17 protein-coding genes are annotated in these 24,801 nt (G+C 39.3%); 11 read left to right on the forward strand and 6 right to left on the reverse strand.

Translation table 11 applies throughout. The features are described from left to right. Positions 1-212 precede the first annotated feature (212 nt). Together IF202_RS03125 and IF202_RS03130 are read left to right on the forward strand one after the other, a co-directional pair. Positions 213-4,487 carry a PAS domain-containing hybrid sensor histidine kinase/response regulator gene (locus tag IF202_RS03125; protein ID WP_191593398.1) on the forward strand — a complete coding sequence of 1,425 codons (4,275 nt, stop codon included), beginning with the start codon at positions 213-215 and terminating at the stop codon, positions 4,485-4,487. Between the two features lie 179 nt (positions 4,488-4,666). Beyond that, complete coding sequence (locus IF202_RS03130) at positions 4,667-5,986, forward strand: methyl-accepting chemotaxis protein (protein WP_191593399.1); 1,320 nt, start codon at positions 4,667-4,669, stop codon at positions 5,984-5,986. Positions 5,987-6,161: 175 nt separating this feature from the next. Here IF202_RS03130 and IF202_RS03135 read toward each other — a convergent pair whose 3' ends face one another. Both IF202_RS03135 and fdhD read right to left on the reverse strand, forming a co-directional pair. Next, positions 6,162-8,486, reverse strand: a complete 2,325-nt coding sequence (locus IF202_RS03135) for an FdhF/YdeP family oxidoreductase (RefSeq protein WP_191593400.1) — start codon at positions 8,484-8,486, stop codon at positions 6,162-6,164. Then, complete coding sequence (gene fdhD, locus IF202_RS03140) at positions 8,470-9,318, reverse strand: formate dehydrogenase accessory sulfurtransferase FdhD (RefSeq protein WP_191593401.1); 849 nt, start codon at positions 9,316-9,318, stop codon at positions 8,470-8,472. The genes IF202_RS03135 and fdhD overlap by 17 nt, the downstream gene beginning before the upstream one ends. 434 nt (positions 9,319-9,752) lie before the next feature. Between fdhD and IF202_RS03145 the strand changes: the two genes are divergently transcribed. Further along, on the forward strand, positions 9,753-11,174 hold the full coding sequence (locus IF202_RS03145; protein WP_191593402.1) for a peptidoglycan DD-metalloendopeptidase family protein: 1,422 nt from the start codon (positions 9,753-9,755) through the stop codon (positions 11,172-11,174). A gap of 136 nt (positions 11,175-11,310) precedes the next feature. On the opposite strand, the gene IF202_RS03150 is transcribed toward IF202_RS03145, so the two are convergent. Both IF202_RS03150 and IF202_RS03155 read right to left on the reverse strand, forming a co-directional pair. Beyond that, complete coding sequence (locus tag IF202_RS03150) at positions 11,311-13,434, reverse strand: TRAP transporter permease (protein WP_191593403.1); 2,124 nt, start codon at positions 13,432-13,434, stop codon at positions 11,311-11,313. A gap of 85 nt (positions 13,435-13,519) precedes the next feature. Further along, complete coding sequence (locus IF202_RS03155; protein ID WP_191593404.1) at positions 13,520-14,548, reverse strand: TAXI family TRAP transporter solute-binding subunit; 1,029 nt, start codon at positions 14,546-14,548, stop codon at positions 13,520-13,522. Between the two features lie 289 nt (positions 14,549-14,837). Between IF202_RS03155 and IF202_RS03160 the strand changes: the two genes are divergently transcribed. The 4 genes from IF202_RS03160 to IF202_RS17660 all read left to right on the forward strand — a co-directional run bounded on the left by IF202_RS03160 (position 14,838) and on the right by IF202_RS17660 (position 19,047). Beyond that, on the forward strand, positions 14,838-15,464 hold the full coding sequence (locus IF202_RS03160) for an HAD family hydrolase (protein WP_191593405.1): 627 nt from the start codon (positions 14,838-14,840) through the stop codon (positions 15,462-15,464). A gap of 104 nt (positions 15,465-15,568) precedes the next feature. Beyond that, on the forward strand, positions 15,569-16,309 hold the full coding sequence (locus tag IF202_RS03165) for a class I SAM-dependent methyltransferase (protein ID WP_191593406.1): 741 nt from the start codon (positions 15,569-15,571) through the stop codon (positions 16,307-16,309). A 98-nt stretch (positions 16,310-16,407) separates the two neighbouring features. Then, complete coding sequence (acs, locus tag IF202_RS03170) at positions 16,408-18,366, forward strand: acetate--CoA ligase (protein WP_191593407.1); 1,959 nt, start codon at positions 16,408-16,410, stop codon at positions 18,364-18,366. A gap of 27 nt (positions 18,367-18,393) precedes the next feature. After that, positions 18,394-19,047, forward strand: a complete 654-nt coding sequence (locus IF202_RS17660) for a LuxR C-terminal-related transcriptional regulator (protein WP_191593408.1) — start codon at positions 18,394-18,396, stop codon at positions 19,045-19,047. On the opposite strand, the gene yidD is transcribed toward IF202_RS17660, so the two are convergent. After that, positions 19,044-19,292 (reverse strand): membrane protein insertion efficiency factor YidD, encoded by a 249-nt coding sequence (yidD, locus tag IF202_RS03180; protein ID WP_328797187.1) that lies wholly within the window; start codon positions 19,290-19,292, stop codon positions 19,044-19,046. The genes IF202_RS17660 and yidD overlap by 4 nt on opposite strands. 147 nt (positions 19,293-19,439) lie before the next feature. Between yidD and IF202_RS03185 the strand changes: the two genes are divergently transcribed. Genes IF202_RS03185 through IF202_RS03195 form a run of 3 tightly spaced genes read left to right on the forward strand, consistent with a single transcriptional unit; the run spans position 19,440 to position 23,235 of the window. Then, on the forward strand, positions 19,440-20,306 hold the full coding sequence (locus IF202_RS03185; RefSeq protein ID WP_191593409.1) for a prephenate dehydratase: 867 nt from the start codon (positions 19,440-19,442) through the stop codon (positions 20,304-20,306). Positions 20,307-20,311: 5 nt separating this feature from the next. Beyond that, entirely contained in the window at positions 20,312-22,312 is a 2,001-nt protein-coding gene (locus IF202_RS03190; protein ID WP_191593410.1) for a TonB-dependent receptor plug domain-containing protein, read from the forward strand. A gap of 53 nt (positions 22,313-22,365) precedes the next feature. Further along, complete coding sequence (locus IF202_RS03195) at positions 22,366-23,235, forward strand: hypothetical protein (protein WP_191593411.1); 870 nt, start codon at positions 22,366-22,368, stop codon at positions 23,233-23,235. A gap of 65 nt (positions 23,236-23,300) precedes the next feature. Here the strand turns inward: IF202_RS03195 and IF202_RS03200 are convergent, their stop codons facing one another. Then, positions 23,301-24,065 (reverse strand): alpha/beta fold hydrolase, encoded by a 765-nt coding sequence (locus IF202_RS03200; protein ID WP_191593412.1) that lies wholly within the window; start codon positions 24,063-24,065, stop codon positions 23,301-23,303. A 107-nt stretch (positions 24,066-24,172) separates the two neighbouring features. On the opposite strand from IF202_RS03200, the gene IF202_RS03205 reads away from it, so the two are divergent. Continuing rightward, on the forward strand, positions 24,173-24,778 hold the full coding sequence (locus IF202_RS03205) for a CDP-alcohol phosphatidyltransferase family protein (protein WP_191593413.1): 606 nt from the start codon (positions 24,173-24,175) through the stop codon (positions 24,776-24,778). The last annotated feature ends 23 nt before the right edge of the window (positions 24,779-24,801 follow it).

Genomic DNA, 24,801 nt, shown 5'->3' on the forward strand with positions numbered 1-24,801 from the left:
TCTCGGTGTGTCATGGGGAGTGATCGTTTTAGCGTGAACTTTAAACCTAATCCAGAGGGTTAATTGAGATTATTGTTAGTTCATTATTTATAATTCAATATGACGCTATAAGTTGTTCATTAGTCTACACTTACGATTAATTTAATAAGATTAATCTATACTCTTCTTATTTTTTCAATGACATTGAAAGTAATGTTTGCTTGGGATTAAACGTGAATAAAATATCATCTGAGAATGTTTACACTCGATGGGTAATACTAACCCTGCTTTTAGGACTACTGATTACGTGCCTCTTTTCTTATAAAGTCAAAATTAATAATGAAAAACGTATTGCTCAAGCTGTAAATCAAGCTTCTCATAAAATATTCGATGACGTTATTGCTAAGGTTAGAATGTATCAATACGGCCTTAGAGGGGTGAGGGGGGTTGTTCTAACGGCCGGTGAAAATATTATCACCAAAGATATTTTTCGTCGGTATAGTTTAACTCGAGACATTAACACTGAGTTCCCTGGTACGAAAGGCTTTGGGTTTATTCGTCTAGTTCCGAAAAATCAAATTGAATCACTGCTTCAAACCATAAGACAAAGTGGTTGGCCTGATTTTCAAATTAAAGAGCTCTCATCTAATTTTTCTGATCGATACCTTATTCAATTTATTGAACCATTAGAAAATAATGAACAAGCAATTGGCTTGGACATTGCTTCGGAAAAAAACAGGAGAGAGGCTGCCAATACTGCACTATTAACGGGTGAAGTTCGAATTACAGGGCCTATTACGTTAGTTCAAACCTCTGGTCAAGCACAGCAATCTGTTTTGATTTTGATGCCAATTTACCGAGGCGGTAAAACACCAGATACGTTAGATGAAAGGAAACAATTAGGCTTTGGTTGGAGTTACGCTGCATTATTAATGGACGATGTATTGCGTGATTTGGATCTTGATGTGACAAAAGTTCATTATGAGCTTTTTGATGTGACAGATTTGGATGAAAAGGTACGTTTTTATAACAGTGGCGATTTAAGTGATCGTCAATATGAACAAGTCCAATCTACTTCGTTATATGGCAGGAATTGGGAGAGCCACTTTAGTGTTACGGCTGAATTCATTGAAGATCTACAGCTATCTAATCCATTTTCGGTACTGCTCACCGGTGTTTTTATTAGCTTTCTAAGTGTTGTGATTATCGCGATGGTTCGGGTAAATATTGCACGAAAACGAGAAGTAATGACTTATCAGTCTCGAATTACAGCGGTGGTTGAAAGTTCTGCAGATGGCATTATTAGTAAAAATTTGGAGGGAACCATTGTTAGTTGGAATAAAGGTGCAGAGCATATTTTTGGCTATACAAAAGAAGAGGCTATTGGCCAAAATGCATCGGATTTATTAGTACCTGTTGATCTTAAAAAGGAAGACAAATTAGCTTCGGGCTCTGTTCGAGACAAAAATGAATCGCTTCTAATTGAAACGCTACGGAAAAATAAGTCTGGGGCAGATATTCCAGTTGCGCTTACTTTATCTCCTATTTTTGATATGCATCGTCGTGTGGTAGGTATATCGAAAAGTGTTCGTGATATTTCTGAACGCAAAAAAGCAGAAGCTAAAATTCATGATTTAAATACCAACTTAGAAAGTCAGGTGAAAACCAGAACATTGGAGCTCCAAGAACTCAACCTTCTCTTGAATGATGTGCTTGAGGCTTCTTCTGAGATTTCTATTATTGCTACCGACAAAAATGGCATCATTAAGCTATTTAATCATGGTGCTCAACGAATGCTTGGTTATTCTGCCGAAGAGGTGATTGGTCAATTAACGCCTGTTACTTTCCATGTTGGTGAAGAAATTAATCGTCGACGAGAGTCCATCCAAAAAGAAACAGGTTCTTATATCTCTGGCGATATGGATGTTTTGCTTTTTACTGCAAACAGTGATGATTATGAGAGTAAGGAATGGACATATAGAGATAAATACGGAGAGACCTGTCCAGTATCTTTAGTGATTACACCAATGAAAAGTAATGATGGCCAAATCGTCGGTTTTTTAGGCATGGCCATGGATATCACTGAGCAAAGAAATAACCAGCAAGCTCTGGAGTCTGCTAGAGATCAATTATTAATCGCCACAAAAGCAGCTAGATTGGGTGTGTGGAGTTGGGAAATTGGTAGTGATGCTTTGGAGTGGAATGATATTATGTTTGATATCTACCAATATCCACTCGCGCTGAAAGATCAAGGCGTAACCATTGAGCAATGGCAAGACAAATTGCACCCTGAAGAAAAAGAAGAAGCGTCTGCCTCTTGGAATGCCATTATGGCGGGAGGGGAATCATACAGCGATATTTTCCGTATTATCTTGCCTGATGGCCGTGTCCGCTACATTAAAGCAGACGCTCATATTGAAAAAGACAATCATGGCAATACAATCAGAGTGACTGGAGTCGACCAAGATGTTACTTCCGAACGAGAGTTAGAAACTTGGCTACGTGAAGCGAAAAAACAAGCAGATGCAGCGAGTGCGTCTAAATCTAGCTTTTTGGCTAACATGAGTCATGAAATTCGTACGCCGATGAATGCTATTTTAGGTATGCTGCATTTGGCGAAACGAACTGAGTTAACTCATCAACAAGATGATTATATTTCTAAAGCACAAATCTCAGCGAAATCTTTACTTGGTCTAATTAACGATATTTTAGACTTCTCAAAAGTGGATGCAGGTAAGCTAAAACTAGAAAGTGTGCCGTTTGAAGTCGAGTCTCTATTGTATGAACTTTCCACCGTGCTATCAGGAAGCTCTCTAAGTAATAATGTAGAGCTGATTTTTGATATAGATAAAGACATTCCGGCTTATCTTGTTGGCGATAAATTGCGTCTACTTCAGGTACTTATTAATCTAGTCAGCAATGCTGTGAAGTTTACTTTAGAAGGCAGTGTTGTTTTAGAAATTAAGCCGATGCCTTCACCAACTTCTGATGTTTCTCGTTTGAGGATTGCAGTGAATGACACTGGTATTGGTATCTCAAAAGATCAATTAGGGTCTATTTTTGAGGCGTTTTCTCAAGCGGAATCTTCGATTGCTCGACGCTTTGGCGGGACTGGTTTAGGGTTGGTGATTTGTCGTCGGTTTGTTGAATTAATGGGTGGTGAATTACGCATCGAGAGCTCATTAAATGAAGGAAGTTGTTTTTACTTCACTATCGATTTACCTATCGCTGAAACACCTGTCAAAGAGAATGCTCCAGAAAGGCTGCTAAGAAAACCTGTACGAGTATTAATAGTAGAAAGTAACTCTGCTTCTCGCGTTATTCTAAGTCGTATGGCTTTAAATCTTGGCTGGTTTTGTCAAAAGGCGGAAAGTTTCGAGCAGATTATTAACATTGTAAATGAAGAAAGTAAGCAAGGTCGTTCGTTTGATGTTGTGCTGTTAGATATAAAAATAGCAGGCTTTGATGGTCGTAACAGTATTAAAAAAATGGAGACTGGCTTTGATACATCGATGACGCTGCCTAAGATTATTTTATTAGCCAATGCATCGAATGAAAAAATAGATGATGCCTTGGATGCTATTTCAGATTATTTATTAAAACCTCTGACATTGAGTCGCCTGTCTGAAACTGTTTATAAAGCTTTATCGAATAATGATAATTTATTAGACAAGAAATTTGGGAAATGGAATAACAATGTTGGTTTAGCAGGGGTCAAACTATTATTGGTTGAAGACAATGTTTTTAATCAGCAGGTAGCAACAGAGTTATTAGCCGCAGAAGGCGCTATCGTAACTGTTGCTGGAGGTGGCTTAGAGGGCATTAAGAAAGTTATTGATAGTAGATCAGGTACATTTGATTTAGTTCTAATGGATATGCAGATGCCTGATGTAGATGGTTTAGAAGCAACAAAACTGATTCGACAAGATGCTCGGTTTGACTCATTACCCATTGTTGCTATGACTGCTAATGTCTCTGAAGCTGACCGGCAGTTATGTTTTCAAGCTGGAATGAATGATCACATTGGTAAACCTTTAGATATTGATCAAATGATTGGCTGTATTCATAAATATGTTAATCAAGCCACGCCGCTTAGTAATAATAATTCTGAAATGCTAACTGTCGAAAAGCCAAATGACATACTAAAAGAGCATGAAGATGTTCAATCAATTATTGATAGATTTGGTGGCAGTATAGAGTTGTTTAGAAGCGTTTTAGATGGGTTTTTAGTTGAGTCAAAAGGCCTGTTGGAAATTATTGGTCAAGCCGCAGAGCTAGGAGATAAATTGAAAGTCCGTGAGAGTGCTCATACGTTAAAAGGTGCTGCTCTTACGATGGGGTTATTACATTTTTCAAAGCAGTTAGGCTCGATAGAGAAATTACTCAAAACATCTGAAGATAGTCAGGAAGTTGAAACATGCCTTTCTACGATTGATGTTGTGGAGTTAGATACACTTTTACACAATGAGTTAACAAAAATATTCACAGAACTCGATAACCTACACTGATTAATTAATAATTTAGTACTAGACTGAATTAAGTGTTTTCATAATATTTTGTACAGCTAAAGCGCTACTTTTTCATACCATTTGATATTGTCTATTAATAATGGATAAATAATAAAAATAGCTTGAGCGTATGTTTTCTTATGGAATAAGTGTTTGATAAAGGATTTCAGGAGATCGATATGTTCAACAATGCTTTTAAAAAAGAATGTAATATTTTAAAAGAAAATCTATATTCGTTAAATCAAGTTCGAGAAAGTTTAGATAAAGAAATGTTGGTCATAGCATTAACCCCTGATGGTGTGGTCAAATCAGTCAATGAAAACTTTATTGACGAGCTTGGAATACAAAGTGAAGATATTGTAGGGAAAAAACTTACCGATCTTGTCCCTTCTCATTCCCGTGATACTAACCATTACAAAGCCTTAGTAAATGCATTAAAAGAAGAAAAACACTGGGCTGGTGCAATAGAAATTGAAAAGAAAAATGGGCAAGAAGTCTGGTTAAGAACTATTTTTCAACCAATATTGTCTGGTTCTAGCCATGAAATAAAAGAGTTTTCACTCCATTGTAATGACCTAACCCGCACGATTACGAACTCCCGTGAAGACCAAAATATTATATCTGCGTTACAGCGCTCTACTGCGGTTATTGAGTTTGATATGTCAGGGAATATTTTAACTGCGAATGGCCTATTTTTGGGAGGTATGGGTTACCAGCTAGATCAAATTCAAGGCAAGCATCATCGGATTTTTTGTACTGAAGAAGAATCTAGTTCACCTGAATATATACGATTTTGGGAGCGTTTAAATCAAGGGCAGTTTGTTGCTGAACGATTTAAACGAATTGATAGTAGAGGAACTATTGTTTGGTTAGAAGCATCTTATAACCCAATATCTGATGTATACGGCCGACTTTATAAAGTAATTAAGTTTGCAACTATTATTACAGAGCAAGTAGCGCGTGAAGTGGCTATATCAGAAGCAGCAGATATTGCTTTTAGCACATCACAACAGACAGATAGAAGTGCCAAAAAAGGCAGTGAAGTTGTTAAAGAAACAGTATCTGTTATGCACCAATTGTCTGATCAAATGGCACAAGCTGCAGAAGGTATTTCTGAGTTAGATAAGCAATCTCAACTTGTTGGTTCTATCATTCAAAGCATTCAGGGTATTGCTGATCAAACGAATTTATTAGCTTTGAATGCGGCAATTGAAGCTGCTAGAGCAGGAGAGCAAGGCCGAGGATTTGCTGTTGTTGCAGATGAAGTTAGACAACTTGCTTCACGAACCAGCGCAGCGACAGAAGAAATTGTAGGCGTGGTTATGCAAAATCAAGCACTTGCTGAAAAAGCGGTTGCTTTGATCAATGAAGGTAAAGCACAAGCAGAGAAAGGATTGAATTTATCCAATGAAGCTGGTGATGTGATTGTTGAAATTCAAGACGGGGCACAGCGAGTTGTTGATGCAGTAGGCCAGTTCTCGAATAATTTCACTAAATAGAAATTAGTAGAATACGCCATGAAATGTGATTCATTTCTTGGCGTAGATAGCATAAAAAACCGAGCTAAGCTCGGTTTTTTATGCTTTTTCTGCTTCGCTTTAAAAGCTCACCTCTGTGAGGCATGCTATATAAACTAACGAGTTATCTTTAATTTTTATCTATAAACAGTACTTTTTAACTTGTTGAAATAGAAATATTGTTTGTTTCTTCACTGGCTTCTAGTTCAATTGCTATGCTTTTTGAAGTTGGTGTGTTGCTAAACTCACCATGGCTATCTAAAGGCACTAGGGGATTCGTTTCAGGATAGTAAGCCGCAATATTTCCAGCTGGAATACTATAAGGTATCAGCTTGAAACCATCTACTTTCCGCTCTACGCCATCATCCCATAGGGTACGCAATGTTACTCGTTGCCCTTCTTTGAAACCAAGTCGCTGTATATCAGCGGGGTTAATAAAGACCACGTTACGTTCACCTTTTATTCCACGATATCTGTCGTTCATTCCATAGATAGTCGTATTGTATTGATCATGAGAGCGTAAGGTTTGCAGAATGAGTGTTTTTTCTGATAACAAATCATGGGCACGTTTAGGCAAAATAGACTCAGGTAATACGTGGGTATGGACAATCGTTTTTCCACCTGGTGTATTCCATTTTCTTTCTCTAGCGCTGTTACCTAGATAGAATCCACCGTCTTGTAATATTCGTTCATTAAAATTGGTGAATCCTGGCACCACAGCGGCAATATGATCTCGAATAATATCGTAATCACTAATAGCCTCAGCCCAATTTATAGGGAAGTCACCTAATGTGGCGGTGGCCATACCTGCAATAATTGCAGGTTCGGATTTTTGTTCTGTACTTAGTGGCTCTATTACGCCACCAGAAGCATGAATCATACTAAAGGAATCTTCGACGGTGACTTTTTGCTGCCCCTTTGTTTGATGATCTATGTCTGTGCGTCCAAGACAAGGTAAAATTATCGCTTCTTCACCTACAATAAGGTGAGATCGATTTAGTTTTGTGCTGACTTGTACTGTGAGTTTACATTGTTTAAGTGCAAGCTTTGTTGCATTTGTATCCGGTGTTGCCGCTGCAAAGTTACCGCCTAAAGCAATAAAGACACCAACTTTACCATCGCGCATTGCTCGAATAGTGTCCACTACCGCTAAACCATGATTTTTAGGTGGTGTGAAGTTGAAACGTTTCTCTAAAGCATCAAGAAAAGCAGTAGAAGGGCGTTCGTTAATCCCCATTGTTCTATCGCCTTGTACATTACTGTGACCGCGAACAGGGCAAACTCCGGCGCCAGGCTTACCTAAATTACCTCGTAAAGCCAATAGATTTACTATTTCATGAATAGTGGCTACTGAATGATGATGTTGAGTTATGCCCATTGCCCAAGTGACAATGACTCGTTCTGATGTCGCATAAATATTGGCTGAGTGAGTGATTTCTTCTTTGGTTAGACCTGATTGTTCAATAATATCTGCCCAAGACGTTTGATTTACCTGTTGTAGGTAGGCGTCTAAACCTTGTGTGTGCTGGTTTATAAAGTCGTGATCAAAAATGGCTTTGCCTTCTTGTTGCGCTTTTTCTTCCATTTCAATTAATACTTTAACCATGCCTCGCACTGCGGCCATATCTCCGCCAATTTTTGGGCAAAAATAATCTGTATTTGTTGGCTTAGAGCCGTTTGTCAGCATTTCAATTGGGCTTTGAGGGTTTTGAAAACGCTCTAATCCTCTTTCACGAAGAGTATTAAAGGTTAGTACTTTACCTCCTGCCTGCACGACTTCTTTCAGCGTTTCTAACATCCGAGGGTGGTTTGTTCCTGGGTTCTGGCCGAAGACAAACACAGCATTCGCGCGTGCAAAGTCTTCTATTTCAACAGTGCCTTTGCCGATACCGATACTGCTTGTTAATGCATAACCACTGGCTTCATGGCACATGTTTGAGCAATCAGGGAAGTTGTTTGTACCATAAGATCGAGCAAACAGCTGATAAAGAAACGCGGCTTCGTTACTTGCACGGCCAGATGTATAAAAAGCGACATTATCTGGACTGGATTGACTTTTTAGCGTGTCGCCAATTTGTTTAAAGGCGAGATCCCAAGAAATAGGTTCGTAATGATCTGTTTCTCGGTTGTATCGCATTGGCTCTGTAAGGCGACCTTGGTATTCCAAGAAGTAATCGCTTTGTGAGTTAAGCCAAGTAACACTGTGTTTTGCCATAAACTCTGAGTCGACTTTACGTGAAGTCGCTTCCCAGTTAACCGCTTTTGCTCCATTTTCACAAAAACGAATTTTAGCTGGATCGTGTTTTTCTCCCCAAGCACAACCGGGACAGTCGAAGCCATGGGGTTGATTTGTTTTTAAGAGCGTATGGATGTTACGAACCGCATTTTCACTTTTAAGCCAGTGTTCTGTGGTGCTCTTTAATGCCCCCCAGCCGCCAGCAGGTCCTTTATACGACACATAAGAATTATCTTTTTTGCTCATCGACTATATCCTCGAGTTTAAAAGAAGATGCGAATATTCGGGGTGCATCCTTTTTAGGTAAGTGAATCAGTGTTAATCCATAGTGTTTTGCTAGTTTTACGGCAAGTGTACTAGGTGATGCTAAATGTGTGAGATGTGAAAGGCCAACCCGTACTGCTTTTTGAATAAGCTCTGTGCTGCATCGGCTGGACATCAATACATTATGGTTATGCAGATGAATATTATTTTGTAGTGCATAGCCAATTACTTTGTCGAGAGTATTGTGTCGACCAATGTCTTCCATGCAACAAATTACCTGATTATCTGGATCAATAAGTAAGGCTGCATGAATGGCACCTGTTTTATTACCTAATACTTGATGTTCGAAAAGCTTTTCTCTCAAAGGAACTAATTCGTTTACTTTTATAGATTGGCTTGGCGCTAATTTAGTTAGCACTGGAATGGCTTGCGCTAAAGATTCTACGCCACATAAACCACAACCTGTTGCGCCAAGGTGCGCTTGTTTTTTCTGTTTAAAATGTGCGAATCGGCGTGAGCTGATTTCTAAATTAATCGTAATGCTTTCAATGTCTAATTGGATTCTTGTTTTATCCGTATTGATGTCACGAATATCAGACAAATGTTCAATAATACCTTCACTTAAAGCGAACCCTACGACAAAAGAATCTAGATCAATAGGTGACACCATCATAACGGCGTAAGAGATGCCATTAACACTGATAGCCAGAGGTATTTCTTCTACTAAAGGTGTTGACTCTAATCGCGACCACTCATCACTACGACGAAAAATAAAGTCTTGGTATCCAGAAAAAATAAGCGATGAATTTTGCATAGGCTTGAATCTAATTGATGAGTGGAATCAGTCTTTTATAGTACGTAGAGAGGAGGCGAGCGTCCAATGGTTTTGTATTGTTTTGTAAATTCTCAATGGTATGTGGAATCTTAATAGCTCTTTTTTAGTGAAGTCAGAATATAGCGCTTTTTTATACTTTTTTATTACAATTCTTAGTATTTATCTAGATGTATAAACCACGTATTATGGCGTCAAAAATTAATAGCCAATCGTCTTTCGTATAAAATTTGTAAGACATTACTCAAATAGAGTATTGAATGTGGTTTTTTACGTGTCGGCAGTAGCAAGTATTATGCTTATGCTACAAAGTACGGCTTTGGTTTTCTCCATATAGTCAGAATGGGCGAAACTATTTATGTTTCGCATATAGCTAGATTCCTCCTGAGCCAACTTTTGTTTAATAGAGTTCTTTTATGTCGTTTAGAAAATACCTTACACGTAGTGTCTTTATTAGCACTTCGGTTTGGTTAGTTATCACTGTTATTGTGTTTGTTGTTTTATTTCTTCCTTACAAATTACTTGTCATGCAAAAAGATGATTTTAACGATTATGTTTTGCCTAACCGTAATAGTGATGTTGCTGTGCCGCTTAACCAGGTTAGTAAAGAGGTTCCAGACTTAATTGAAGATGATTCTTTAAATGCTGATAATTACAACCCTCTAATTACGACAGATCCGCTTCAAAGTGTAGAAAAAGTATCCGTACCATTACACTCTACAATTAATTATGTCATTAAATCTGGTGATACTCTTGGACGCATTTTTTCTAATTTAGGGCTATCCAGAGAATCTATGCATGCCGTACTAGATGCCGATCAAGAATATTTGGTGCTTGAACCCTTGTTGCCTAAAGATAAATACGCATTCAAATTAGATAAAAATGGTGAGTTAATCGCCTTAACGCGTCGAATTGATATAAGTAAGGAAGTGTCATTTGTTAAACATGATAGCGGTGGCTTTTCTTACGAGGAAAACATTACACCAATTACTTATACTCAAAGAGTAATACACAGCAAGGTGGAAGGAAATTTTTATATATCGGCTAAAAAGGCTGGATTGACTGATGCGAATATTTTGCTTATCCATGATGTTCTTGCAGGTCGAGTTGATTTTCGTAAAGACCTTAGGGCGAATGATGAGTTTGATTTAATTATCAAAGACGGAACTATTGGTGGTGTAACAGTAGGCACTACTCAGCTGGAGGCATTGCAAATAAAGGTGAAAGGACAAACTTATCGTGCATTCTTACATTCAGATGGTCGCTTTTATGATCAGAATGGAAATAGCCTCACGCCTTCCCTAAGACGATGGCCTACTTCTAAGCAATATAGAATCAGTTCACCTTTTAACGCTAATCGACGACATCCAATTACAGGGCATCCAGCACCCCATAATGGCGTTGATTTGGCAACGCCTTCAGGGACTCAAGTCTTAGCCACAGGCGACGGTGTGGTGACTCGTATTGCCAATCATAAATATGCCGGTCGTTATGTTGTCATAGATTATACTGGGCCATATAGTTCACGTTTTTTACATCTAAGTAAAATATTGGTGAAAAAAGGTCAGAAGGTAAAACGTGGTCAAGTGGTCGCTTTATCTGGTAACACTGGTCGTACAACAGGAGCCCACTTACACTATGAGTTACACATAAAAGGCCGGCCTGTTAATCCAATGACAACCAGTATTCCAACGACTCAATCTATTTCTTCTGATAACAAATCGGAATTTGATGGCAATGTTCGACTATGGATAGGAATGATGGCGAAAGATGTGAGTCAAAAACAAGATGAAGGTGACCTTCCCAGTGTATTGGATGAAGAAGATGTGCTCCCTTAAAGGGTGAGCTATTTGATTTAAATAATAGTTTTTGTTAGAAATAAAAAAGGACACATCTTTAATAAGAATGTGTCCTTTTTTTATATATCACTCGTCGAGCTGAGTGACATATTTCAGTACTTTATACCTATATAACCTACATACTTTTCTTATAGGACTTGTTACCTAAAAAGAAGAAAACCAAGAACATAGCTAAACCTATTAATTGAATCCAGATTTCAAGGTTTGGCCATAGCATCATTAAAGAAGCTATCAGCATAAGAGCTCTTGGGGCAAGTGACAGCTTGTCTTCTAAGTAGCCTTCCATTGCAGACACAAGCGCGTACATACCAAAGATCGCAAAGAAGGTTAGGCGTAACAGTGTGTCAGGCTCACCACCTATTAAAGGGGTATAGGCCATTAATAGGGGAATGATGTACAAGCCTTTTGCCAGTTTCCACGCTGTCATACCTGTCAGCATGGGTGGGGTTTTTGCAATAGCCGCTGCTGCGAATGCGGTTAAACAAACTGGTGGTGTGACATTACTGTCTTGGGATAGCCAGAAAATGATCATATGCGCTGTAACCAATATCATAGCAACACTTTGAGCACCAAGAGCTTGATCCATTAGCATGCTTTTAAAGTCATTAGGAACTTGCGCTAATAAAGCAACAGCTTGCTCCATTGGCATACCTTGCGCCAACGTGGCTATTGCAGAGGGGTCAACCAACATGAAAACAGCACTGGCCGCATCTGGTAAGTTACCAGCAGCCATCATATCTAATAGTTGGCTTTCTGCAATTAAATTGAACAAGGCAGGTGCGGAAAGTGTACCTAAAACAATGTAGGACGCAGTAACAGGCAACCCCATCCCTAAGATTAAAGACGCGATAGCGACTAAAATAATAGTAAAGAAAAGACTTCCACCAGCCCAATTTGTAATCAACAAAGAAAACGTATTACCCACACCAGTCGTACTGATGACGTTGACGACTAAGCCAATACCAACCAACAAGACCGCTGTGGTTGACATGTTTTTAGCGCCTTGAGCCATTGCGTCTAATATTGCCGCTGGACCCATTCTGTGCTTTTTCGATAAGAAAGAAGCGGCAACAACAGCAATAATACTAAGACCCGCTGCGTAGGTTGGTGTAAAACCTTGAATCAGTAAGGTAACAAGAATGCCAAGAGGAACAATATGGTGCCAGCCTTCTTTAAGAACTTTTGATACGACTACGTCGTCGTCACTTTCAGTTGAGATTACTTTACTGCGTTTTGCTTCTACACGAACAAAAAAACCAACAGACAAGAAATAAAGCAAAGCAGGAATCGCGGCAACACTGATGATAGTGACATAAGACACTTGAGTGTAAGAGGCCATGATGAAAGCGCCAGCGCCCATAACAGGAGGCATTAATTGTCCACCAGTCGATGCAGCGGCTTCAACGCCTGCTGAAAAACGTGCTGGAAAGCCAGCTTTTCTCATTAAAGGAATGGTAATAACACCTGTAGACACTGTGTTAGCAACAGATGATCCTGATACAGACCCCATTAAACCAGAGCCTAGAACGGCCACAAAACCAGGGCCACCAATCATCTTACTAGCAAGAGACCGGGACAAATCGATAATGAAATCACCTGCACCCGATTTAACTAAAAAGGCACCGAATAAAATAAACATGAAGACAAAGCTCCATGAAATTCGAGAGATAGAGCCAAACATACCATCAGTACTGAAAAAACTGCGATAAAGTAGCGTTTCAACACTAAGGCCTGGGAAGGTAAACATGCCTCCAAGCCATTGTCCCCAAAGTACAACATAGGTAAGTGCGATGACAATTAATAGAGGGATAAACCAGCCGCTTGTGCGGCGAATGAGTTCAAGAGCCAGTAAAACAGTAACACTAGAAACCACCCAGTCAGAGGTATTAAATGTCACACCTCTGTTATAAAGGGCGTCTTCGAAAAAGATAATGTAAAACACCATGCCAATTAAGGCGAATACGATAGCACTGTCAAAGAACATGGCAATTTTGCTATCCCGCCATTTAGGATTGGCTGGTATAAGTAGCGCGCATAATGTTCCGAAACCTGCAAAGTGAAAAGCAGATACCCATAACTCAGGCAAAGTAGCAATTGTGTTGATATAGATATGGGCAACAGCCAATAACACGGAAAGGGCGAATACGAAGCGATTTATCCAAGGCCCTGAACGGTGTTTTGTTTCGAAGTCGTCAAGGTTAATTTCTTGAGATTCAGTTGGTTGTGATGACGCAGTCATAGACGAACTACCTTTCATGTGTACAAACGAAGAGCGAAAAGAAGCGCCGTACATAAGTACGGCGCTGTAACACGGGTAAAGATTATTATTCTGCGATTAGGCGTGCTGGAATACTAATGCCGCGTTCACGGTAATAACGAATTGCACCAGGGTGTAACGGAACTGGAAGTCCTGCAATGGCTTTTTCAATAGACATAACAGCAGTTGCTTTATGAATAGCGCTTAAATAAGGCAAGTTTTCGTAAAGTGACTTAGTAAGTTCATAAACATCATCATCTGACAAATCAGCGCGAGTGGCTAAGAAGTTAGGTTGAGCAACAGTGTTGATGTTTTTTGTTTGGCCTGGGTAAGTGTTAGCTGGAATCACATAACGAGTCCAAAGTTCATAGTCACCATTGGCTTCTTTAATTTGTTCATCAGTGAAGTTTAATACTTGAACCTTGTCACCCATAGAGGCATAAAGTCGAGTTACTGCACTTACTGGAACACCTGCTGGTGTGTTCATACCTTCAATGTTGCCATTTTGCATAGCATCGGCACTGGCGCCGTATCCCATATAAGCAAGACTGAAGTTATCAGGATTGATGTTTAAGCCTTTAAGTTGCTGGCGACCAGAACCTTCTGTTCCGGAGTTCTTTTTACCAATAGAGAACTTATTGTTAGTACCTTCAAGGTCTTTTAAATCGGCAACAGTGCCTGTTTTAGCTAGGTCAGATTTAAGAACGAAATGTTCTACATTCTGCCACAACATAGAAACAGAGCGTAATTCTGTTTGCTTGCCTGAGCTTTTAAAAGGACCTTCTCCGTCCCAAGCCCAAGCACCGTAAAGACCTTGCAGAATGGCAAACTGTGCTTGGTCTTCTCTAAGTAATTTGATGTTTTCACCAGATCCTGCAGAGCTGATTGCTGATATAGAAAGGCCAAATTTAGGGGCCAGTTTTACTTTACTTAATGTCGCAATCGCAACACCAACAGGGTAGTAAGTTCCGCCTGTTGAGGCAGTGGCTAGAATGTAATCACGGTTGTCAACAGCGGATACATTAGATGCAGACAAGGCAATAGCGGCGGCAGTAGCGCTGGAAAGAATTGTTTTAGTTACAAATCCCAATTTCATATTATTTTTCTCCTATAGTGGGGTTGTTCACATATAGTATAGCTATTTTCATGCCACACTCTGAATTTATATTTATCTATTTGATATATAAGGTTTTATTTTGTTTTTATAAAATATCTTTCTTTTTATATGCACATATACGCAATTTATTGCTCATTCTGGTGGTTTTGATATAGGCAATAAATTGCTTATGATACAAGTGAGTAAAAATAGCCATTGCCCTGCTATTTCCTAAAATAATTTTTTTATATGAGCAAAATATTGCCGATACTTTAAAAATAGGTAAGTTATGAAACAAAATCATAGTATTCGTGTTGTATTGTTTGATTTAGGTAATGTCTTGGTGAATTTAGGTGACGTTTCTGAAATTCATTCAATGCTAAATACTCAAGGTGAAGAATCTGAGGTTTGGTTAAAGTGGTTAAAATCGCCAGCCGTTGCAGCATTTGATTCTGGTAAAATTTCTTTCGACAGCTTTGCTGAGAAGTTGCTGCAAGAAGTTGCTAGCAATACAGATAAAGAAACATTTAAGGCCTCTTTTGAAGCATGGCCAAAAGGTTTATTTTCAGGTGCATTGGATTTGGTCGATTCTGTAAAACCTGAATATCATCGTGCAATATTATCAAATACAAATGCCGCTCATTGGCCGAAATTGATGAATGAAATGGGTTTGGCTGGTAAGTTTCATAGCTATTATGCCTCTCATTTGGTGGGATTGGTCAAACCTGAGAAAGCAATTTATCAACACGTTATTGAACGTTTACAGGTTATGCCTGAACATATCCTTTTTATCGATGATAATCAGATTAATATTGATATGGCTAATAAGCTAGGGATGAAGGCGTATCGAGTGAAAGGTATAGATGAGGCTCGTTTGGTTCTAAATCGGTATGACGTATTATCTTCAAATAATTAAAGATAAATAAGATCGAGTAAAGTGTCCACAGAAGGGCAGTGAGAATCACTCGACATATTATGGGTGGTTAACAAAAATAAGCGCCACTTAACCCAGAGGTTTTTATGCGTACGTTCGATGGACAGTCTTCTACAACTTACTCGAAAACTCGGCCTATGTATCCTGCTGAGCTTTATTATTGGCTATCTCAACAAGCTTCTCCGTCTAGTACTGTTTGGGATTGTGCGTGTGGTACAGGCCAGGCTTCGGTTGATCTTGCCGTATATTTTGACCGGGTTGAAGCTTCTGATATTAGTGAGTCTCAAGTGGCGGCGGCAACACCGCACCGTAATGTGAACTATCAAGTCTTTCCTGCAGAGAAAACCACTTACCCTGATAACCATTTTGATGTCGTATGCGTTGCTCATGCCTTGCATTGGTTTGATTTAGAGGCGTTTTGGGTAGAACTTCGTCGAGTATTAAAACCTAATGGTATTTTTGTGTGCTGGGGTTATAACTGGCTAGAGATTGGTGAAGCAGAAGATAAAGCTATTACTGAGTGTGTGTTGCCTCACCTTGCTCCTTATTGGCCGCCCCAAAGCCGGTTATTATGGAATCAATATGATGAAGTGACGTTTCCTTTTGAGCCGATAACTGTCCCTAAATTTGAATTGAGCTGTCATTGGTCTGTTTCTCAAACATTGGATTTTATCCGCACTTGGTCTGCTTCTCAGTTACATATACAAGAGCATGGTGATGATTTTTTACAAGCGGCTTCCCCGATTATTCGTGAAGCTTGGTCTAAACCTAATCAAAAAAAGGACATACATTTACCGTTTTTTGTAAGGGCTGGAAGGGTCGCATAGTTATATTCACTCATAAGACTAAAGTGGAATAGATTGGAGCTCTTAGCAGGTTATAGTAGTTCAGCATCCGAATAACAAATTTAACAATGGAGCGGGTTATGAAGTCATTATATAGCGCAACCTCAAATGAGGCGGCAAAGAACGCCAATGTAAGTCAAGCAGAGTTTGAACAACGCTATCAAGAATCCATTGAGAATCCAGATGCTTTCTGGGGGAAGGAAGGGAAGCGTTTAGATTGGTTTACGCCTTACACAAAGGTGAAAAATACTTCGTTTCAGCGTGGTGAAGTGAGTATTAAATGGTTCGAAGATGGTGAACTTAATGTTGCTCATAACTGTATTGATCGTCATCTAGCAAAATCAGCTGATAAAGTTGCTTATTACTGTGAAGGTGATACTGAGAGTAGCGATAAAGTTGCGATCACTTATCAGACTCTACACGATGAAGTAGGTCGTTTGGCAAATACATTAAAACGCCAAGGTGTAAAAAAAGGTGATCGTGTTGCTATTTACATGCCGATGATCCCGCAAGCGGCCTATGCCATGCTAGCTTGTGCACGAATTGGTGCGATTCACTCTGTTATTTTTGGTGGTTTTTCCGCTCATGCCATTGCCGATCGTTTAAATGACTGTGGCGTGAAGCTGGTCATAACAGCCGATGAAGGTCGTCGAGCTGGCAACACTATCCCACTAAAACATAACGTCGACATGGCGCTTGAAAATAATGCCTGTCCATCTGTTGAAAAAGTTTTGGCATATCGCTATACACAAAAAGATGTGCCTTGGTTTGATGGTCGAGATTTAAATTGGGCTGATGAAGTAGCCAAAGAAAGTACTGAATGTCCTGCTGAACCAATGAACGCAGAAGACCCTTTATTCATTCTTTATACATCTGGTTCTACAGGCAAACCAAAAGGCGTTGTCCACACAACTGGTGGATATTTAGTCTACGCCGCGATGACTCATGAGTTGGTATTTGACCTTAAACCTGACGATGTTTATTGGTGTGCGGCAGATGTTGGTTGGATTACAGGGCATAGCTATATGGTTTATGGGCCTTTAGCAAATTGCACAACAAGCATCTTATTTGAAGGTGTTCCAACGTATCCTGATTCAGGTCGAATTGGTCGAGTCGTTGATAAATTCGGTGTCACTATTTTATATACAGCACCAACGGCTATTCGAGCACTTATGTCGAAAGGTGATGAAGCAACCAGTACCAGTAAACGAGATTCATTACGAGTGCTCGGCAGTGTGGGTGAACCGATTAACCCAGAAGCTTGGTCATGGTATTACTCTGAAATAGGTAATGCTTCTTGTCCAGTTGTTGATACTTGGTGGCAAACAGAAACCGGCGGAATGATGATGACGCCACGTATTGTACAGGGTGATATTAAGCCAGGATCATGTACTGGGCCTTTATTTGGAGTGCAGCCTGCGTTGGTTGATGCGCAAGGGGTCTTGCTAGAGGCTCAAGGTGTACAGGTCGACGGTGGTTTAGTGATCACGGATTCTTGGCCTGGCCAAGCTCGTACTGTTTACGGGGATCATGAAAGATTTGAACAAACTTACTTCAGTACGTTTGATGGCATGTATTTCACTGGTGATGGCGCATCTAGAGACGCTGATGGTCATTATTGGATTACTGGCCGTATGGACGATGTATTAAATGTCTCAGGGCATCGTTTAGGTACAGCGGAAATTGAAAGTGCTTTAGTCGCTCACCCTGCTGTCGCGGAAGCGGCTATCGTAGGTTACCCTCACGATATTAAAGGCCAAGCTATTTATGTTTATGTGAGTGCTGTTGCTGGTGTGACACCAGATGAAGAGCTGACTAAGTCTTTAAAGCAATTTGTACGTCAAGAAATCGGTCCGATTGCTACACCAGATTTAATTCAGTGGGCAAGTAAGGGCTTACCCAAAACACGTTCAGGTAAGATTATGCGTCGAATTTTGCGTAAGATTGCCGCGAATGAACATGACCAATTAGGTGACACAAGTACCCTAGCTGATCCAAGTGTGGTTGATGATTTGATCGAAAACCGTTTAAATGTGTAAAGGCTTACATATTTAAAAGGATACACAGTGATTTCACTTGTTATCGCGGATGATCATCCTCTGTTTCGTAGTGCACTTAGCGGTGCGCTACGAGCAGAAATACAGGGTATTGAAATAGTAGAATCTCACGATTTAGATTCTACTATTAAATGTTTAGAAAAAACCAATGACCTAGATTTACTGTTACTAGACTTGAATATGCCTGGTAGCGGAGAAATGTATGGGTTAATTCGAATACGAAAAGACTTTCCTGATGTGCCGGTTGCTATTATTTCTGGCAGTGAAGATAGTGTTATGGTGTCGAATGTCATTGATGCGGGAGCTCTGGGTTTTATTCCAAAAACCAGTGAACCTTCTACCTATGTTCAAGCTATTAACGCTATTTTAGCAGGCGATATTTGGCTTCCAGAAGATCTTAAAGAAGCGGTTGCTAATCAGCCTAAGTCTGACTTATCAATGCAGATGAAAGTTGCTGAACTTACTCCTCAGCAATATAAAGTTCTGTGTTATCTCCACGAAGGTTTGCTTAACAAGCAAATTGCATACGAATTATCGATATCTGAGGCAACAGTAAAAGCTCATATTACAGCGATATTTCGTAAGTTAGAGATAAATAATAGGACGCAAGCTGTGCTGGTGGCTAGTCAATTAAAGTTGCAGATGGTCTCAGTAACAAATTAAGTTTCTTTTTCTGTATCTTTTTTGCAACTGCAAGATGGTACAGGATCTATACCCCCTTCGTGCCACGGATGGCATTTCGATAGTCTCTTTATCCCTAGGTATACACCTTTAATAACCCCTTTTTGTTCAATTGCTTGGATCATATAATTAGAGCAAGTAGGATAAAAACGACAATTATTTCCTAGTAATGGGCTAATAATATATTGATAGCTTTTTACCAATAATATAAACAAAAATTTCATCATTAGAATGCTTTATTAAGTTAGTCCTTATTAAAGGATATTTTGTTGGAACTAAGTAATGGACAAGGTGAAAGTTATTGTCATTTTTGATGTATATCATTGCACCTATTTGTTACTGTAAAAGAAATATATTATAGAATCTATTTCAATATGCCAGAGCAATATCTTACTCTTGATGCAATGCAGGTTGTTGCCTATCAAGGCGAACCAGGTGCTTATTCACACCTTGCTTGCAAACACACCTTTCCTGACTGGACTAGCGTACATTGTGCGACCTTTGTTGATGCCTTAAAAATGGTAGAAAGAGGGGATGCTTATTACGCAATGATTCCTGTTGAAAATTCGACAGCAGGTCGAGTAGAAGAAATTTATCGAGAGCTAAAGCGTACTCAGCTTTATGTTGTGAAAGAGCATTTTGAGCCAGTAAATCACTGCTTAATGGCTCGTCATGGTATGACGTTAAATGACATCACGCATATTGGTAGTCACCCCCAAGCCTTAGCTCAATGCGATGCAAACATCAAAGCATTAGGTGCAACGAATCAGGCTATGTACGACACGGCTGGCGCAGCAAAGCACATTTCTGAATACGATGAGCCAGGATTGGCTGTTATCTCTTCAGAACTGGCTGCAGAGCTTTATGGTCTGAATATTTTGAAAACGTATTTTAATGATAGAGTAGGTAATACTACTCGATTTTTAGTATTTTCTCGTCAGCAAAAAATGCCAGTTTTTGAAGATAATCAAGTCTACATTACTTCTTTTATGTTTCGTGTTCGTAATATTCCAGCAGCACTTTATAAAGCAATGGGTGGTTTTGCCACACATGGTATTAATATGCTTAAACTAGAAAGCTATATGGAAAATGGGCATTTTACCGCAACTCAGTTTTATGTCGATGTGGAATCTCATTTTCAATCGTCAGAAATGCAAGCCGCACTCGAAGAACTGTCTTTTTTTTCGGAAGAGGTGCGAATCTTAGGAACTTACCTTGCCGATGATTATAGGCAGAAATAAGCATTATGACTCGTTGGGTATTCAAAGTTTCTTGTTTGCTATTGAGCCTAACGGTGGTAGAAGCGGAGAGCGTATTTTCTCAAGATCTATTGTCTGACTTAGGTGAATATGATGGGTTTTCTAATACCATTCCCGTTGTTATTACCCCTTCAAAGATCCCTCAAGCCAGAGTAGATGTTTCGTCTACCCTATCCGTTTTAGATGGCGATTTTATCCGTCGAATCAATATGCAATATGTTGAAGACCTTTTGCAGTTTGTTCCAGGTTTCGCGGTTATTCCTTACCACTCATCCAGTCAAAAAATTGTGTCTTATCATGGCACTGAATTTGATCACTATCGTCGTATTCAGGTATTGGTTAACGGTCGTTCTGTATACAGTGCTGGTTTAGCTCGTGTTGAATGGGCGACTCTTCCTCTAAATATTGAAGACGTTTCACGTGTTGAAGTGAACCGCGGTCCAAATGCAGCAAGTTATGGTATTAATTCTTTTTTTGCAGTAGTGAATATCATTACACGTTCACCATTAGAAACCTTAGGGAATAGCATTAGTGCTTATTCCGGAACACGAGGGGAGTATCGTTTATATGGCCAGCATAGTGGCTTGAATGGTGACTGGAGTTATAGAGCCTCAGCATCGACTAATTCCGTTAGCGGCTTCGATGAAGACGCCAGCGGTAATGAAAGGCATGATGGGCACAAAGCTGAAATGGGTAATGTATTTATTCAAAGAGAAACGGCAACAAGTTTTTTTGATTTGGATATAGGTGCCAGTTATGTAAAAGACAATGTTGAGCCTTCCTACTACAGCTCAGGTTCTTATGACACAAATAACCCTGTCGAAATTATTGATCGAGAGCATATTAAAATAGGTTACTCTCAACAAGTTTCAGCAAACCATGAATTGAAAGTGCAATATTATTACGACCAATCTGACTCGAATGAGCAGCATGATGTAGTACTAAGTAACAGTTTCTATAATCTACTCTTTAATGCTTCAGTATCGGGTGATGTTTATGATTCTTATGACGTTGATTTGTTAGAAGAGCGACACGATATTGAACTACAAAGTACGTGGAGAGCATCAGATGAACTGCGTTTGATTTCTGCAGCAGGTTATCGCTGGGATTCGGCAACGTCGGAACATTATTTATCTGGAAAGGCGAGTGATGAAGTTTTTCGTTTGTCTTCGAATATAGAATACAGAGTTGATAATAGCTGGGTAATTAATACTGGTGCAATGCTGGAGCATAGCGAAATAAGCGATACTTTTTTGTCTCCTAAGCTTGGCGTGACTTATAAATTATCCGAACAGGAATCTGTCCGTTTTAATGTATCAAAAGCGGTTCGTACTCCTGATTTGTCAGATCAGTATTTCAATTGGCATTATGTATTATCTAATGGTGAAAGCTCGACAACAACCTATGCAGAAAATGGTGAAGAAGAAGAAAAGATCACCTCTTATGAGTTAGGTTATTACCATTATTGGCCATCACAAGCGTTGTCGATGGACATAAAGCTTTACCATGATGAAGTCCAAGACATGGTATTAAGTAGAAAACAATTCACTGCAATTGGCTCCTCTGACGCTTCGATAGAAGAAGGTGTAACAGAAGATGTCGACATCAATGGTGTTGAAGTTGAATTTGATTGGCGATTTGAGTCTGGCGTAATGACTCGTTTCACCTATGCTTATCAAGACACCCAAACGGAAAACAATAAACTACTTAAAACAACGACACCTATTATGATGTCTTTTTTCTATAGCATGCCACTAACGGAGAAGTGGTTCTACCAAGGTTATTATTTGTATGCCAATAAATTGGGCGGAAATGATTACAAATTATTCAATACTTGGCTGTCTTATAACGTGTCTTTGGGAGGGTATTCGAAAGCGACATTTGGGGTAGGTGTAGAGGCTCGTTTGGATGATAACGCATTAGTCTCTACGCATAATAACTTGGCTGAAGATGCTTTTGGTTATGTCTTCACCAATGTTACTTTTTAACTTGGATAACTAAATACGTGAAAAGGATTTTGTTTTTTTTATTTTGGATGCTGATGTCGACAAATGCGTCGGCGTCTATTTATGTTGTCCATGATACTGCTGAGAGCTCAGTACGTTCTTTGACGTTCCAACTTTCTAAATTGTTAACGATACAAACTCCACTTATCTCCGTTCGAAACTCATTTTTCAAGTTACGCCTCACCGAGCTTAACTATCAGGATGTGATTGTAACTGTTGGTGTTGATAGCTTTCGCCATGTTTGTAGTTACGATTCTAAAGGCATCGTCATTGCCATGTTCATAGGTAAAGAGGAATATTTAGAAGCTCAAAAAACGTGCTCTATACCAAGCAGTGGTGTTTTTTCAGGGGCGCCTTTAGATAAACGTTTAGATTTACTCGCTTCAATTTGGCCGGATAAAAAACCGCTAGCAATACTCTATAGTGATTATGTTTTTGTCGACGAGAAAAAAATGGAAATCGAAGCAGCAAAGTTCGGATTTAAATTACAATTTCTAAAGACAGAGGCAAATCGATTATCTGTTTTGAAATCAGTTAACTTTATATTGGAAGAGTCCGAGTTGATTCTCGCATTTGTGGACAGTGAGTTGTATAAAAATGGGGTGGCACAAGACATTCTCAAACTGTTGTTTCATAAGCAGCAAGTGATGGTTGGGCCTTCTGCTGCTTTTGTTCGTGCAGGTTCGTTATTTGCCATTCATTCTGATAGTAAATCTAAGCTCAAATCCTTAGTGGAACGTCTTGAGTATTGGCTACTAAAAGGTGAATTGATACCAGCAGATTATCCAGACTCTTTACGAGTTAGTTTTAATCCTTATGTGATTCGCTCTCACGGTATCGTTCTACCTTCTGCATCATATCTAAAAGATAAATATGATCTTTGCTCAGAAGCGCAATGTAGCTGATATATCGCTCTTAGCGTTTATCCGAGCACACAGAAAATCCAATTCTTAATCTACCATCCATAGTGTTATTGCAAAAAACGTCTTACAAGGCTAGTAAAAGGAAGTGGCTTTTCAGCGTGTAGCCAATGGCCTGTTCCCGGTATTATTTTGAAGCTTGCTTGTGGGAAAGCCGTCATGATGCTTTGTTGATAATCTGCCACAATATAATCTGATTTTTCTCCTTTGATAAACAGCGTTGGTATTGTCACTGGCTGTTCAATAAGAGGCTTTTTTAAAATAGTGTCGTAACTGTTAGCTATGTTGTCTACCGACAAAGACAGCTTATAAGTGCCTTGTTCATCGCGAACAAGGTTTTTGAGTAAAAACTGCCTAATACCTAGAATTGGTTCGTATTGGCTTAATATTGTATCTGCTTCTTTTCTTGAGGCGATTGTCTCTTTATCTATGGCCTTTAAACCTTCTAATATTTGAGTGTGGCTTGGCTGATAATCGACAGGTGCAATATCGGCGACAATAAGCTTTTCTATTTTTGAGGGCGTTGCAATGGCTGCCATTTGCATGGCCACTTTCCCTCCCATTGAATGACCTAAAAGATAAAAATTGTTTATTTTATTAGAGCTTGCCCAATTTAAAATAGCTTGAGCCATTTTTGGGTAGCTTGCGTCAGTCATGCTGTCTGACTGGCCGTGATTAGGCAGGTCGATACAATACACGTTAAAATTTTCAGATAGGCTTTGTGCAATAGAGTGCCAATTATCTGCATTACCAAATAAACCATGAATGATAATAAGGTTAGGACCTGAGGAACTATATTGCTTTGCGTGTATCATATTAACCTTATATCAATAGATTGGTTTTAAGTGAACGAATATTAAAATCCATTGTAGCAAGCCAATAGCGGCTTCGTCATTCTTGATAAGTGAGAGTTTTTTTATTTATGTTAGACCCATTTTTTATTAAACAACTTAAAACACCATTGCGAAATGTGGCGATGAAACTGGATGCGGTGGGCATCAAAGCCAACCATATTACCTTCTTTGGTTTCGTAATGGGTATGTTAGCTGTGCCTTCTTTAAGCCAAGAATATTATGGGTTGGCTGTGATTTTTATTATTATCAACAGATTGATGGATGGTTTAGACGGCGCCGTGGCGAGGGTGCAAGGACCAACAGATCTAGGTGGTTACCTTGATATCACGTTAGATTTCATTTTTTATTCAGCGGTTATTTTTGGCTTTGCATTGGCAAATCCTGCTGACAATGCTTTAGCAGCAAGCTTTGTGATTTTCTCTTTTATGGGTACAGGAAGTAGCTTTTTGGCTTTTGCCATCATGGCGGAAAAGCGCAACATTAAAAGCTTGGATTACGGTGGTAAATCTTTATATTTTATTGGTGGCTTAGCTGAAGGTGCAGAAACCATTGCGTTTCTGATATTGATTTGTCTAGTGCCAGCGCACTTTGCTTTGTTGGCCTATATCTTCGGGACTGTGTGTTGGGTAACAACTGCGACCCGTATTTATGCCGCTTATCGGACGTTGAAGTAGAAAAAACCATTAATTAGGTAGCT

Source organism: Marinomonas colpomeniae (assembly GCF_014803385.1).
Taxonomy (GTDB): domain Bacteria; phylum Pseudomonadota; class Gammaproteobacteria; order Pseudomonadales; family Marinomonadaceae; genus Marinomonas; species Marinomonas colpomeniae.

Excerpts from the sequence above, each read along its gene's own strand:
- yidD (WP_328797187.1), bottom strand. The coding sequence starts at position 19,292 with ATGATGAAATTTTTGTTTATATTATTGGTAAAAAGCTATCAATATATT.
- IF202_RS03190 (WP_191593410.1), top strand. The coding sequence starts at position 20,312 with ATGACTCGTTGGGTATTCAAAGTTTCTTGTTTGCTATTGAGCCTAACG.
- IF202_RS03200 (WP_191593412.1), bottom strand. The coding sequence starts at position 24,065 with ATGATACACGCAAAGCAATATAGTTCCTCAGGTCCTAACCTTATTATC.
- IF202_RS03165 (WP_191593406.1), top strand. The coding sequence starts at position 15,569 with ATGCGTACGTTCGATGGACAGTCTTCTACAACTTACTCGAAAACTCGG.
- IF202_RS03150 (WP_191593403.1), bottom strand. The coding sequence starts at position 13,434 with ATGACTGCGTCATCACAACCAACTGAATCTCAAGAAATTAACCTTGAC.
- IF202_RS03160 (WP_191593405.1), top strand. The coding sequence starts at position 14,838 with ATGAAACAAAATCATAGTATTCGTGTTGTATTGTTTGATTTAGGTAAT.
- IF202_RS03185 (WP_191593409.1), top strand. The coding sequence starts at position 19,440 with ATGCCAGAGCAATATCTTACTCTTGATGCAATGCAGGTTGTTGCCTAT.
- IF202_RS03155 (WP_191593404.1), bottom strand. The coding sequence starts at position 14,548 with ATGAAATTGGGATTTGTAACTAAAACAATTCTTTCCAGCGCTACTGCC.
- IF202_RS03130 (WP_191593399.1), top strand. The coding sequence starts at position 4,667 with ATGTTCAACAATGCTTTTAAAAAAGAATGTAATATTTTAAAAGAAAAT.
- IF202_RS03145 (WP_191593402.1), top strand. The coding sequence starts at position 9,753 with ATGTCGTTTAGAAAATACCTTACACGTAGTGTCTTTATTAGCACTTCG.
- acs (WP_191593407.1), top strand. The coding sequence starts at position 16,408 with ATGAAGTCATTATATAGCGCAACCTCAAATGAGGCGGCAAAGAACGCC.
- fdhD (WP_191593401.1), bottom strand. The coding sequence starts at position 9,318 with ATGCAAAATTCATCGCTTATTTTTTCTGGATACCAAGACTTTATTTTT.
- IF202_RS03195 (WP_191593411.1), top strand. The coding sequence starts at position 22,366 with ATGTCGACAAATGCGTCGGCGTCTATTTATGTTGTCCATGATACTGCT.
- IF202_RS03205 (WP_191593413.1), top strand. The coding sequence starts at position 24,173 with ATGTTAGACCCATTTTTTATTAAACAACTTAAAACACCATTGCGAAAT.
- IF202_RS03135 (WP_191593400.1), bottom strand. The coding sequence starts at position 8,486 with ATGAGCAAAAAAGATAATTCTTATGTGTCGTATAAAGGACCTGCTGGC.